Genomic DNA, 13,652 nt, shown 5'->3' on the forward strand with positions numbered 1-13,652 from the left:
GGGCACCTGAACACTGATGGGCAAAATCTGCTGATTTACGGCAAGCACTTTGGCAACGTGTTCATCGGGGTGCAGCCCACGTTTGGCTACGAAGGGGATCCTATGCGGCTGCTTTTTTCTAGATCGGCCAGCCCCCACCACGGTTTTGCCGCCTACTACACCTATTTGGAGAAAGTGTGGGGAGCCGATGTGGTGGTGCACTTTGGCACCCATGGCTCTTTGGAGTTCATGCCCGGTAAGCAAATTGGCATGTCGGGCGAGTGCTACCCGGATAATTTGATTGGATCCCTGCCCAACCTGTACTACTACGCCGCCAACAATCCCAGCGAGGCCACCATTGCCAAGCGGCGCGGCTACGCTTGCACCATCAGCTACCTAACACCGCCGGCAGAGAATGCCGGCCTCTACAAGGGTCTGCAGGAGCTGCGGGAGCTGATTGGCTCTTACCAAACCCTGCGGGAGGGGGCACGGGGCATTGCCATTGTCAACGCCATCTGTGACAAGGCGCGCCTGGTCAACCTGGACAAGGATGTGGAGCTGCCAGAGGGGGATGCTGCCCAGCTGACTCTGGAAGAACGGGACACAGTGGTGGGCCAGCTCTACGCCAAGCTGATGGAGATTGAGTCGCGGCTATTGCCCTGTGGGCTGCATGTGATCGGGGCGCCCCCCACGGCAGAGGAGGCCATTGCCACGCTGGTCAGCATCGCCAGCATTGACCGCCCAGAAGAAGGGATCCTCGGCCTGCCTCGCATTATTGCCCAGAGCCTGGGCCGGGATATCGACGAGATCTACCGCAACCGGGATCGGGGGCACCTGGCGGATACGGAGCTGCTGGATCGCATCAACAAGGCCTGCCACAAGGCAGTGGCGGCCCTGGTGCAGGAGCAAACCGACGCCCAGGGGCGGGTCTCCAGGGTGGCCAAGCTCAACTTCTTCAACATGGGACGGCAGGCGCCCTGGCTGGTGGCCCTGAAGGAGGCGGGCTATCCCCAGGTGGATGCAGAGCTCCTCAAGCCTCTGTTTGAGTTTTTGGAAGAGTGCCTTAAGCAAATTACGGCTGACTACGAGCTGGGATCGCTGCTGCGGGCCTTGGAAGGGGAGTACATCCTGCCGGGGCCCGGCGGGGATCCCATCCGCAACCCCAATGTGTTGCCGACGGGGCGCAACATCCATGCTCTAGATCCCCAGTCCATCCCCACCGCAGCGGCCATTAAGTCAGCGGAGATCGTGGTGGAGCGGCTGCTAGCCCGCGAGTTGAGCGCCAACGGCGGCAGGTACCCGGAAACCATCTCGGTGATGCTCTGGGGCACGGACAACATCAAGACTTATGGGGAATCGCTGGCCCAGGTGCTCTGCCTTCTGGGAGTGCGTCCCAAGCCGGATGCTCTGGGGCGGGTGAACAAGGTGGAGCTCATCCCCTTGGAGGAGCTGGGGCGGCCCCGCATCGACGTGGTGGTGAACTGCTCCGGCGTGTTCCGGGATCTCTTTGTCAACCAAATGGCTCTCCTCGACCGGGCGGTGAAGCTGGCGGCCCTGGCCGATGAGCCGCTGGAGCTGAACTTTGTGCGCAAGCACGCCCTCCAGCAGGCCAAGGAGTTGGGGCTGACGCTGGAGCAGGCGGCAACGCGGGTCTTTTCCAACGCCTCCGGCTCCTACTCGGCCAACATTAGCCTGGCGGTGGAAAACAGCTCCTGGGAAGACGAGAGCGAGCTGCGGGAGATGTATCTATCCCGCAAGTCCTTTGCCTTTGGCTCCAATCTGCCCAACCAACAGATGCGGCAGCTTTTTGAGGCCAGCCTAAAGACGGTGGACGTGACCTTCCAAAACCTGGATTCGTCGGAGATTAGCCTGACGGATGTCAGCCACTACTTCGACGCGGATCCCACTAAGCTGGTGCAGAGCCTGCGCCCGGACGGCAAGGCCCCCTCGGCCTACATGGCGGATACCACCACGCCCAACGCCCAGATCCGCACCCTGAGTGAGACGATCCGCCTTGATGCTCGCACCAAGCTGCTCAACCCCAAGTGGTACGAGGGCATGCTCAAGCACGGCTACGAAGGGGTGCGGGAGATCGCCAAGCGGCTGGTGAACACCTCCGGCTGGTCGGCCACGGCGGGCGCAGTGGACAACTGGATCTACGAGGAAACCAACGAGACCTTCATCAAGGACGAGGCGATGCGGCAGCGGCTGATGAACCTCAACCCCCACTCCTTCCGGCGTATCGTCGGCACCCTGCTGGAGGTGCACGGGCGTGGCTACTGGCAGACTTCTCAGGCCAATATCGAGCGCCTGCAGGAGCTGTACCAAGAAGTGGAAGACCGGATCGAGGGGGTGGAATAGGGGCCAAAGGGGATCCCTGCCGATCGTTGGCGCCGTTGCCACTGGAAGAGGGGTGAGGGAGTTCTACCCCAGCAACCCCGACCAGTGCAGGTAGGCTTCCATCAGGGGGGATCCCGCCAGAGCGGCCACGGCACCGCCCAGAGCCAAGTAGGGGCCGAAGGGGATGGGTTTGCCCAGGCGGGCCTTTCCTTTGGCCATGGCCAGCAGGCTGCCCAGCAAACCCAACCCAGAGCCCAAGATGAGGGCCACCACCACCCCTTGCCAGCCCAGCCACATGCCGATTAGAGCCAGCAGCTTGCCATCTCCTCCGCCCATGGCCTCTCGCTGCAAAACCCAGCGGGCAACAAAGCCAATGCCCTCCAGCAACCAAATGCCCAACACGGCCCCCGCGATCCCGGCCACCAGCGACAGGCCCATGGCCGCCAGGGATCCCGACCCTTCCAGCCAGGGCAGCGCCAAGCGGGCCACCAGCCCCGCCACCAAGCCGGAGCGGGTGAGCTCCTCCGGCAGCAAAAACGTATCCAGATCAACCAGCGCCAGGGCCAGCAGCCAGCCCAACAAGACACAGGTGAGGATCCCGCGGGGGGAAAATCCCAAGATGGCGATGCTGAGGCCGAACAGCCCCAGGGTCAAGGCCTCAACGGCAGGGTAGCGCCAGCTAATCCGCGCACCGCAGTGGCGGCAGCGGCCCCGCAGCAGGAACCAGCCCAGAATGGGGATGTTCTCCGTGGGGCCCAGGGGCGTCTTGCAGTAGGGACAATGGGATCCAGGATAGAGCAGAGAGAGGCCCCGCGGCAGGCGATAGACTACCACGTTGAGAAAGCTGCCCACACAGGCTCCCAGCACCAACACCAGCACCCAGCCCAACAGGCGCAGCTCCCAGGTGCTGGCAAGGAAGTTCACCATCGCAGCCGTCCAGAGGGAGAACAAGAGGCTTGCTCTGCTATCGTAGGCGCTTAGGCTCGGCTTGGGCAGAAGGGCCTCATCGGAGCGGTTCCAACTGCTGCAAGGGGATGAAGGTTTCTTGAGGCAGCAGAATGGGAAACTCAGAAAAGATCAGATCCCCTCTCAGGGTACGGCGATGGATGACCACGCCCCGCGGCGGCTGCTCCAGCACCTCCGGTCGATGCTGCAGATGGAATTGATAGATCTGACGAGCTGCTTGCAGCAAAGCGCTGTCCATGTGCGGTTTCCCCACCTTGCGAAGCCCACTATCACCCTAACGACCCTGCCAAGATTCTCTGGGATTGAAAAGGGAGGATGCCCGCTCCTGTACTTGGTAGCGAGCTGATGCGCCTCACCTCTTGGCAGCTTAAACCCTAGAATATCGCCGTCAACAGCCAGTGGGTCATTACGTCTCAGTTTAACCTTGCAAGAGGGAGTTTGCGGGCTCTTGCTGGGTCGGCAAGCGGTCAAGGTTAAGACAAGGCCATGGATCCCGCCTGAGGGCGACAGTACAGTGGGGGCAAACGCGCTGCGAGGAGATGGAGAGAACCTATCTGCTGGGGCTGGGCTGGATCCTGGGCCTGTTGCTGCGGGCCTGGCCGGCGGTAGGGGGCTGGGGGTGGGGGATCCCGCTGGCGTTGGGATTGGCGGGATCCCTGGGGTGGCGGCGACGACCGCGTTTGGCCCGCACCTGGCTGGCGATGGGTCTGGTGGGCTGCCTGGCCTGGGCCTACCTGGGCTGGCGGCAGCCGGTTCCCGGCCCGACGGATATTAGCCTGCTGGCGCCGCAGCGGCAGATGAGCCTGGTGGGCACCGTTCTTGCGGAGCCCCGTCCCACCCGCAGCGAGCGGCGGCAGTTTTGGCTTGAGGCGGAGCAGGTGTTGGAGGCCGACTCCACCGCTCGCCAGGTGAGCGGCAAGCTCTACGTCACTGCCAGCCCTGAAGCTCTCCCAAGCCAGGATCTCCATCCCAACCAGCGGGTGCGCCTGACGGGATCCCTCTACCTCCCCAGTCCAGCCCTGAACCCAGGCAGCTTTGATTTTCAGGTCTATCTGCAGCGCCAGGGAGCTTTTGCGGGGTTCAGCGCTCGCGAGGTGATTCCCCAACCGGGCGGGAGGGGCTGGGGAGGTTGGGTGTTGCGGTGGCGGGTACGGGAGGCGTTCATTGCTGGGCTGGGGGAGCGGCAGGGGAACCTCTTGGCTTCCTTGGTGCTGGGATCCCGCGCTGCGCAATTGGATTTTGATTTGCAGGATGCCTTTCGGGAAGTTGGCCTGGCCCACGTCCTGGCGGCCTCTGGGTTTCACGTGTCCCTGGTGGTGGGGGTGGTGTTTGTCCTAACGCGGCGGCTGCCGGTGCGCCTGCAGCAAGGGATCCTCCTGGCGGTCTTGGGGATTTACCTCACCTTGACGGGGTTTACGCCTTCGGTGTTGCGGGCGGCGGTGATGGGGGTGGCGGCCATGCTGGTACTGACGGAGCCCAGACTGGAAGGAAAAGTTAGGCTTGACCCCCTGGGGACGCTGCTGGTGGCGGCAGTTTTGCTCTTGATCTACCAGCCCCTGTGGATTACGGACTTGGGGTTTCAGCTTAGCTTTGCTGCCACCTTGGGGCTGCTGGTGGGGACGGCGCCGATCGTATCCCGGCTGGACTTTTTGCCGCCGGCGGTGGCTACCGCTCTGGCCGTTCCGCTGGCCGCCCAGATCTGGACCCTGCCGCTACAGGTGGTTATCTTTGGCCGCATCCCCACCTACTCGCTGCTGGCCAACCCGCTGCTATTGCTTCTAGTAGTGCCGCTGCTGGTGGCAGGGTTTGGGGCGGCCCTGGTGGCCTTGATCTGGCCGGGGCTGGGATCCCTGCTGGCCCGGCCCTTGACGTTTTTGCTCACGCCTTTGATTAACTGGGTGAGCTGGATGGCCAGCTGGCCCCTAAGCTCCTACTACACCGGCAGGGTCTCGTTGCTGCAGTGCCTGCTCCTCTACGGGGCGCTGGTGGCCCTGACCTTTTGGCCCCGCTGGCGGCGGGCTTTCCGCTGGCAGGGTACTGCTCTGGTTATGGCTGCCATCCTGCTGGGGCCGAGGCTGTGGCCGGGGCCGCCAGTTCAGATCACGGCTTTGGCCAGTGGCCGTATCCCCATCCTGGCCATCCAAGCCGAAGGACGCCATCTCTTACTGAACAGTGGCGATCCCCGCTTGGCCGAGCGCACGGTGCTGCCCTTTTTGCGGCAGCAGGGCCTGCGCCGTCTGGAGGGGGCGGTGGCCATGACCTCTGCCGGCTCGGCCAATGGCGGTTGGGAGATCCTGCTTTCGGCTTTCTCCATCGGGCAGTTCTGGGATGGGGGCGGCGTCAATGCCGCCTCGGACAGCTACCTGCGCTCCCTCAGCGCCGTGCAAGCAGCCGGGATCCCCTATCAAGTCTTGCGGCCTGCGGATTGGATCCCTTTTTCGGAGCGGCTGAAGCTGCAGGCTGTCCACACCAACCCTCTGGTGTTGACCCTGGAGGCGGAGGGATCCCGTTGGCTGCTCTTGGGATCCGCCGGCACCAACGTCCAGGCTGAGCTAACCGGATCCCCCCTGCTGCCGGCCCAGATCGACTGGCTGTGGTGGGATGGGGGATCCGTAATCTTGGACTTGCTGGAGCGCTTTCAGGTGCAGGCAGGCATCAGCTCCGGCCCTGTTGGCGAGGCAGTAGCTACTTGGTTTCGGCAAAAGCAGCGGCCCCTCTACATTGCCGAGCGTGTTGGAGCAGTGAGCTGGTCGCGGCAGGGCGTGCAAACCCTGAGGGCGCAACTGGACGGATAGGTGGCTTGGGAGAGAAAAGCTGACGCGACAGCTCGGTGTTGGATCAAAAGTTAGTCTCAAGCTAGCCTTCCCAATAGGCCCACGACGAAACCCATAGGCAGGACTGGATGGCAGGAAAGAAAACCGATACCAAACGCGCGATCGAGTCCTACGAGCACCGCGACAAAGAGCGCGTCAACAACCCACCCGTAGGGCTGGTAACGCCCGAGAACGACCCCGACGCAGGCCAAAAGAAAAAGCGCTACGCCTACGACCCCCACCTTGACCCGCAACTCGTCTGGGCGGGCAAGGCCGAGCATACCTCGTTCGAGGTGCCGACTGTCTCCCTGCACGTCCACGAGCGCATCGATCCGCGCACCATCATTGAAGCGGTACGGAAGAAGAACGGCCAAGCCGAACCCGTGCAACTGGGGCTATTCGAAGAAGAACGTAAGGAACCGTTGCGCCAGGCCATCGAGTTCTACCAGCACAAGCACGGGTGGACCAACCGCCTGATTGCCGGCGATAGCCTGCTCGTGATGAACTCACTGCTGGAAAAGGAGGGGATGGCCGGCAAGGTGCAGATGATCTACATCGACCCGCCCTACGGCATCAAGTACGGCTCCAACTTCCAGCCCTTTGTGAACAAGCGCGACGTCAAGGACGGCAAGGACGAGGACCTGACCGCTGAGCCGGAGCAGATCCGCGCCTTCCGCGACACCTGGGAGCTGGGCATTCACTCATATCTCACCTACCTACGCGACCGCCTGCTCTTGGCGCGGGAACTGCTCACCGAAAGCGGCAGCATCTTTGTGCAGATCAGCGATGAGAACGTGCACCGGGTGCGATGTTTGATGGATGAGGTGTTTGGGGCAGCAAACTTTGTGAGTCAAATCGCGTTTCGGACGACGGCTGCAAGGGGTGGAGGGCTGTTGGACAACATATCTGACTATGTCATTTGGTATGCGAGGGACAGGGCGAGGACAAAATACCGCCAACTATTCGTGGCCCGGCCCTCCGAAACGGAAAGCAACTACGACTGGATAGAGTCCGGCGGTGTTTGCCGCCAGTTGGCTGACGTGGAGCGTTGGACGCCGGAGGATAAGCTAAGGGGCAAGAAATATGCTCTGGATAATCTTACATCGCAAGGCTACAGCGAAAAGGGGGCTTTTCCGTTCGAATATCTCGGACAGTTTTTTGTGCCCAGCCAAGGCCGGCACTGGTCCACATCTGAATTGGGGATGCGTAATCTCGCCACTTGCAGACGACTACAGATCAAGGGCCAGAACATCTTCTATCGTCGCTTTTTGGGCGATTACCCGGTACGCGCAATCCCAAACTCCTGGGACGATACGGCAATGGGTGGTTTCCTAAAAGGTGAAAGCAAAATTTACGTTGTTCAAACGAACACCCTTGTCATCGCCCGCTGCCTCCTGATGACCACCGCCCCGGGCGATCTGGTGTTCGACCCGACGTGTGTGCGGAAGGGGACGCGGGTGTGGTGTGTGAAGGACGGGGGAGGCGGCCCGCACGCGGGGGGACGCCCCCTCCCCGTTTACGGGGAGGGCCGGGGAGGGGCTAGCTGGGAAGGAGCTACCCTGCGCCCCATCGAATCCATCCAACCCGGCGACTGGGTTCTGGGGCATGACGGGCAACCGCATCGCGTCGTGCGCGTGATCCGCCGGCCATACCGCGGCAAGATGATCGGCATCCGCCACGAAAAAACCGACGCGACGCTTTGGCTCTCTGCCGACCACAAGGTGCTCGCCAAACGCCGCCCGCGCTCACTGGGAGGGCACAACGACTGGTTGGGCATTCCCCAGGGGTTGCGAGGGCGAAGCAGGACGCTGCGGCGTGAAATGACCCCGCCGGAGCGTAATCTGTGGGCGGTGCTGCGCAAGAACCAAACCGGTTTTACCTTCCGACGCCAGCATCCCATCGGTCGGTACATAGCGGACTTTTACAGCCGCGACGCCCAACTTGTCGTCGAGGTGGACGGCGCGCTGGCCCACAGCAGCGAAGAGGCGCTGGCTCACGATCAGGCCCGCGATGCCTATCTCCGCGGGCTGGGCCTGGAGGTACTGCGCATCCCGGCCAGGGAGGTGCTGTCCAATCTGGAGGGCGTTTACGAAACCATTCGACACGCCTGCCACCTTCAGCTCAGCGTCGAAAAGGCCGAGTGGGTGGAAGCGCAGAACCTGGCTGTGGGTGATTGGGTCTTCTTTGGTCCGCAGCGGGTCGCCGTGCGCATCGCTGAACTCCACACACAAGAAACCGAAGAGGAGTTGTATGACCTGGAAGTAGAAGACGCGCATTCTTTCATCACGGAGCTGTGCGTCGTGCACAATTGCGGCAGCGGCACCACCGCCTACGTCGCCGAGCAGTGGGGGCGGCGCTGGATCACCTGCGACACCTCGCGCGTCGCGATCACAATCGCCCGCCAGCGCTTGATGACCGCCGTCTTTGACTACTACGAGCTGGCGCGTCCCGAAGAGGGTGTGGGCAGCGGCTTCAAGTACAAGACCGTGCCGCATGTAACACTCAAATCGATCGCCAACAACCCGGAGATTGACGGCATCTATGCCCGCCTGCATCCGGCGGTGGAAAAGGCGCTGGCTGAGCTCAACGCGGCATTGAAGGGTCATCCTGTCCAATTTAAGGTTACCCAGGGCGGCCGGTCTGGCCACTTCGTGGACTTTGCCGCGCCCGACACGGCAACCTTCACCATGCCCGCCGGCCAGGTGGTCAAGGTCAACGAACTGGTGGAGTGGGAAGTGCCCTTTGAGTTTCCCGCCGACTGGCCGGAAAAAGCGCGCGATCCCTTCGAGCGTTTTCATCAGGCGCGTCGCACGCTCCAAAAGGAGATCGACGCCGCCATTGCCCGCCACGCGCCGCAGGAGACGCTTTACGACCAGCCCTTTGTGGACCGCAAAAAGGTGCGCGTCACCGGCCCGTTCACCGTCGAGGCCGTGCCGGCGCCTGTGGTCAAGTCGGTGGATGAGATTTTGGAGGAAAAGCCGCAACCTGCCGACATGTCCATTGCCCGCTCCGGCGAGACCCTGCGCCAGGCCGAATGGCGCGACGAGCTGCTACGCACCGGTATTCGCGGCAAGAACGGGCAATACATCCGCTTTGCCCGCCTAGAGCCGCTTCCTGGCTGTCGCTGGCTGCATGCCGAGGGGGAAACGCGGCCAAGCGACGAAGGGGCAAATACTGTGCGCGAGTCGGCTCCAGCCTATGACCCGATGCGCGTGGTCGTCTCCTTTGGCCCGGAATATGGCCCACTTGAGCAGCGGCAGGTCGAGCACGCCTGGGAAGAAGCACGGATGCTTGTTCCCAAACCCAAGCTGCTGATCTTTGCCGCTTTCCAGTTCGATCCCGAAGCGGCCAAGGATATTGACGAGATGAAGCCCGAGCTGGCCGGCATGCAGTTCCTCAAAGTCCAAATGAACGCCGACCTCTTGACCGACGACCTCAAGAAAAAGCGCGCGAGTAACGAATCGTTTTGGTTGATTGGGCAACCTGATGTGGAAGTGCAGCGCATCACCTCGGGTACTGACGAAGGCAAGTTGCGCGTCGTGGTGCACGGTTTTGATTATTACAACACCAAGACCGGGCAGATTGAATCGGGTAGCGCAGACAAGATCGCTCTTTGGCTGCTCGATACCGACTACGACGGACGCAGCCTCTATCCCCGGCAGGTCTTTTTCCCAATGGCGGGCGAGAAGGATGGCTGGGCGAAGCTGGCGCGCAACCTTAAAGCTGAAATCGACGAGGAGCTGATTGAGGCGTACCGCGGTACAGTCTCGTTGCCCTTTGCACCGGGCGAGCACAAGCGCATTGCCGTCAAGATCGTGGATGACCGGGGCATCGAGAGCCTGAAGGTCATAAGGGTGGAGACATGATTGACGAGCAAGCTCTGCAAGAAATTGTTCAACGGATCGTGGCAGTGGCACAGCCCAGCCGCGTACTTTTGTTTGGCTCCTATGGCCGCGGCGACGCCGACGCTGGCTCTGACCTGGATCTTATTGTGATTGAACCAGAAGTGTCCGACCCGTATAGCGAAATGATCCGCTTGCACAAAGCTGTGGGCTCGATTGGCCCAGGGCTTGATCTGCTGGTTTATTCGGAGGCCGAATACCAACGGCGCAGTCAGGTTCCGGGCACCGTACTGTACTGGGCGCGCAAGGAGGGAAGAGCCCTCTATGAAGCCCCATCTTGAAGAGGCCTGGCGATCCCTGCGCTTGGCCGATCGCGACCTCAAGGCATTTGAAGTGTTGAAAAAAGATCCGGAGGTTCACCCTTCTATCCTCTATTTCCATGCCCAGCAAGCGGTCTTGTTTGCCCAACAGATCGAATTTACACGCACCCATGACCTGGTCAAGCTGGCGCGTCTGCTTGGTGACCGGGGCATCTTGTTGCCGGTTGAGGAAGATCAACTCCGCCAACTCAACCCTTTTGCTGTTGCCTTTCGCTACGACGACACAGAATTTGCCCCTATTCCCCAACAAGAGGTGGCAAGTCTGCTCACAGCGATTCGCCGTTGGGCAGCGGAAGAAGTCAGTGCAGCAACGGAACGGGAGAAAAGCAATGGCTCGGACTACCATTGACCGCCTGATCATCAACTCGCCCTACGAGGAGCCGCGGCAACACTGGCGATACAACCGCGAGACAAGGCTATTTGAACTGGTCGGAGGCCGCCGCCCGGCAGGGTACGTAGTGGCAACGCCCGGATCAAAGTCTTTCGACGATCCCGGGATCTTTGTGGAGATTCCGCTGGTCAACCAGATCCGCCCGCGCGTGAAGGCTTGGCGTGAGGCAGGCTACCCGGGTGTGACCAGTATCACCAAGCGGCTCTTGGATCACTGGCGTGACCCTGAGGAGTTCGACAGACGTCGCTTTTTCTTTTGCCAGTTGGAGGCTGTGGAGACGCTCATTTGGCTAACCGAGGCGCCGCCTGCCGAGCGGGTGGGCATTGAGATCCCTGGCGACGGTGGGGACTTTGATCGGCGGTGCTGCAAGATGGCAACTGGTACGGGCAAGACCATCGTCATGGCGATGGTGATTGCCTGGCACATCCTCAACAAGGTGGCGAACCCACAGGACGCACGTTTCTCGAAGAACGTGCTGGTCGTTGCGCCTGGGCTGACGGTCAAGAAACGGCTGGCTGTTCTAGAACCGGCGGGCGCAGGCAACTACTACGAGGCCTTCGACATTGTGCCCTCTGCCCTGCTGGACAAACTGCGGCAGGGCAAAGTGCTGATTCGCAACTGGCACGCCCTAGCCTGGGAGAGCGAGGAACAGATCAAGAAGCGCAAAAGCGTAGACAAGCGCGGCGCAAAGAGTGACGAAGCCTACACCCGCGAGGTGCTGGGTGAGATGGCGAATGCCCGCAACCTGCTGGTGATCAACGACGAGGCCCACCACGCCTGGCGCGTCAACTGGGAGGCGGAAGGTAAGTATCTGCGCCAGCATGGCTTAAAAGACAGCGCCGCAGAAGCCACAGTTTGGGTAGGCGGACTGGATCGTCTGCATCGCTCGCGCGGCATCCTGACCTGCTACGACTTTTCTGCCACCCCCTTTGCGCCGTCGGGAAAGAAGAGCAGCGAGGAGGCGCTCTTCGGCTGGATCGTCAGCGACTTTGGGCTGAACGACGCCATCGAATCGGGGCTGGTGAAGACTCCGCGCGTGGTGGTGCGTGACGACGCCGTGCCGGATGCCAAGACCTACAAGTCGCGGCTTTACCACATCTACAACGATCCGGAGGTCAAAGACGACCTGAACCGCCAGGCCAAGCCAGAGGAGCCGCTGCCCGACCTGGTGCTGAACGCCTACTACTTGCTGGGCTACGACTGGCGTGAGACGTGGAAGGCCTGGAAAGCGGCTGGCCTGCCCACGCCGCCCGTGATGATCACCGTCTGTAACCGAACCGAGACGGCGGCGCGGGTGAAACACGCCTTCGACTCACGGCGCATTCCCATCGACGAGCTCTGCAACCCAGAAGGGATCCTGCACATCGACTCGAAGGTGTTAGAAGAGGCTGAGGCAAAGGAAGAGCCCACTGCAGTGGTGGAAGCCTCAGACGAGGCTGAGGATGGAGAAGAGGAAGACGCACCAGTCGAACGTCAGTTGACCAAAGCAGAGCAGGCAGAACGTTTGCGAAAGATCGTAGATACGGTGGGTAAGGTAGGGCAGCCCGGCGAGAAAATCCAGAATGTCATTTCCGTCGGGATGCTGAGCGAGGGCTGGGATGCCAAAACCGTGACGCACATCATGGGGCTACGGGCCTTCACTTCGCAACTTCTGTGCGAGCAGGTTGTGGGCCGAGGCTTGCGCCGCACATCCTACGAGGTCAACCCACAAACGGGGCTGCTCGAGCCCGAATACGTCAATATCTTCGGTGTGCCTTTCACTTTCTTGCCGCACGAGGATAGCGGAGATGGCCCGCCGCCACCACCAACACCCAAGACCGCGGTGGAGCCGGATCCGACCAAAGCAGAGTTTGAGATCCGCTGGCCAAATGTGGTGCGCATCGAGCGCGTACTTCAACCAACGTTGACTCTCGATTGGTCAAAGGTGCAGCCACTAGAACTAAACGCTGCCCAGACACCGCAGGTGGCAGAACTGGCACCAGTTCTTGAAGGCAAGCCAGACGTGACCCAGATCAGCCGCATTGAGCTAGAGCGGTTGGCGCGGGAATTTCGCACCCAGCGCATTATCTTCGCAACTGCCCGGGATGTGTTCGATCAGATGAAGCCAAGCTGGAAAGGCAGTCGCGAAATCTTGCTGGCGCAGTTGGTGCGGATTGTCGAGCAGTTCATTCGTTCTGACCGCATCTTGATCTCCCCACCTCTCTTTTATCAGGATGAACTGCGCCGCCGCCTGATCATCACCCTCAACATGTCACGAGTTGTGCAACATGTCTGCGAGGCGGTGCGGCAGGAGAACACCGAGCGGCTTACTCCAGTCTTCGACCGCGATCATCCCATCGGCTCGACAGGTCAAATGCGCACCTGGTACACGAGCAAACCTTGTGAACGCACACGCAAGTCGCACATCAACGTCTGCGTCTACGACAGCACCTGGGAAGCATCAGATGCCTACGTCCTCGACAACAGCGACGACGTGAGCGCCTGGGCAAAGAACGATCACCTGGGCTTCGAAGTCCTGTATGTGTATGGTGGCGTAGTACGCAAGTATCGGCCAGATTTTCTTGTGCGGCTATCCAACGGCGACATGCTCATTTTGGAAACGAAGGGACAAAACACCGAACTAGACCGGGTGAAGCAGCGCTATCTGGACGAGTGGACGCAGGCCGTCAATGCCCATGGCGCGTTCGGTCGCTGGCGGTGGAAGGTGGCACGTCACCCTGGCGAGATACGGGACATTCTCTGACTTCCCTCTCCCAGAGGGAGAGGGGCTGGGGGTGAGGGCGTCAGCGGCGCGGAGCGCTGTGGAGACATCTCCGAATTTGAAATGACTATAAGATTGCAGCTTTCGCGTTCGGCTTCCCACTAGGCTAAGAGTAGTCTCAAAGCCGTTTTGCAGCAGGTGACCCATGTCCAAGGCAAAGATCGCACTGGACTTTCAGGC

Annotated in this window: 8 protein-coding genes; 6 read left to right on the forward strand and 2 right to left on the reverse strand. The window is 61.2% G+C overall.

Going from position 1 to position 13,652, the window contains the following annotated elements; translation table 11 throughout:
* Positions 1-2,340, forward strand: a 2,340-nt coding sequence (locus NW841_RS07765; RefSeq protein ID WP_414386011.1) for a magnesium chelatase subunit H, incomplete at its 5' end; no start/stop codon positions are given.
* 63 nt (positions 2,341-2,403) lie between these two features.
* Here the strand turns inward: NW841_RS07765 and NW841_RS07770 are convergent.
* Positions 2,404-3,246 (reverse strand): prepilin peptidase, encoded by an 843-nt coding sequence (locus NW841_RS07770; protein WP_414386012.1) that lies wholly within the window; start codon positions 3,244-3,246, stop codon positions 2,404-2,406.
* A gap of 76 nt (positions 3,247-3,322) precedes the next feature.
* Positions 3,323-3,523, reverse strand: a complete 201-nt coding sequence (locus NW841_RS07775) for a hypothetical protein (protein ID WP_414330572.1) — start codon at positions 3,521-3,523, stop codon at positions 3,323-3,325.
* A gap of 301 nt (positions 3,524-3,824) precedes the next feature.
* Between NW841_RS07775 and NW841_RS07780 the strand changes: the two genes are divergently transcribed.
* From NW841_RS07780 to NW841_RS07800, 5 genes are all read left to right on the forward strand, one after another.
* A complete protein-coding gene (locus NW841_RS07780) occupies positions 3,825-6,080 on the forward strand; it encodes a ComEC/Rec2 family competence protein (protein WP_414386013.1) in 2,256 nt (751 codons plus the stop codon).
* 107 nt (positions 6,081-6,187) lie between these two features.
* Positions 6,188-9,964, forward strand: coding sequence for a DUF559 domain-containing protein (locus NW841_RS07785; RefSeq protein ID WP_414386014.1), 3,777 nt, complete (start codon positions 6,188-6,190; stop codon positions 9,962-9,964).
* On the forward strand, positions 9,961-10,281 hold the full coding sequence (locus NW841_RS07790; protein WP_414363840.1) for a nucleotidyltransferase domain-containing protein: 321 nt from the start codon (positions 9,961-9,963) through the stop codon (positions 10,279-10,281). The genes NW841_RS07785 and NW841_RS07790 overlap by 4 nt, the downstream gene beginning before the upstream one ends.
* Positions 10,265-10,669 carry a HEPN domain-containing protein gene (locus NW841_RS07795; protein WP_414386015.1) on the forward strand — a complete coding sequence of 135 codons (405 nt, stop codon included), beginning with the start codon at positions 10,265-10,267 and terminating at the stop codon, positions 10,667-10,669. The genes NW841_RS07790 and NW841_RS07795 overlap by 17 nt, the downstream gene beginning before the upstream one ends.
* Positions 10,650-13,454: a BPTD_3080 family restriction endonuclease gene (locus NW841_RS07800; protein ID WP_414386016.1), complete on the forward strand. Its 2,805-nt coding sequence runs from the start codon at positions 10,650-10,652 to the stop codon at positions 13,452-13,454. Before NW841_RS07795 ends, NW841_RS07800 begins: the two co-directional genes overlap by 20 nt.
* Positions 13,455-13,652 lie beyond the last annotated feature (198 nt).

It is taken from the genome of Synechococcus sp. H60.3 (genome assembly GCF_047462295.1).
Classification (GTDB): Bacteria; Cyanobacteriota; Cyanobacteriia; order Thermostichales; family Thermostichaceae; genus Thermostichus.

Coding starts and splice junctions, on each gene's coding strand:
- NW841_RS07770 (WP_414386012.1), bottom strand. CDS start 3,246: ATGGTGAACTTCCTTGCCAGCACCTGGGAGCTGCGCCTGTTGGGCTGG.
- NW841_RS07775 (WP_414330572.1), bottom strand. CDS start 3,523: ATGGACAGCGCTTTGCTGCAAGCAGCTCGTCAGATCTATCAATTCCAT.
- NW841_RS07780 (WP_414386013.1), top strand. CDS start 3,825: ATGGAGAGAACCTATCTGCTGGGGCTGGGCTGGATCCTGGGCCTGTTG.
- NW841_RS07785 (WP_414386014.1), top strand. CDS start 6,188: ATGGCAGGAAAGAAAACCGATACCAAACGCGCGATCGAGTCCTACGAG.
- NW841_RS07790 (WP_414363840.1), top strand. CDS start 9,961: ATGATTGACGAGCAAGCTCTGCAAGAAATTGTTCAACGGATCGTGGCA.
- NW841_RS07795 (WP_414386015.1), top strand. CDS start 10,265: ATGAAGCCCCATCTTGAAGAGGCCTGGCGATCCCTGCGCTTGGCCGAT.
- NW841_RS07800 (WP_414386016.1), top strand. CDS start 10,650: ATGGCTCGGACTACCATTGACCGCCTGATCATCAACTCGCCCTACGAG.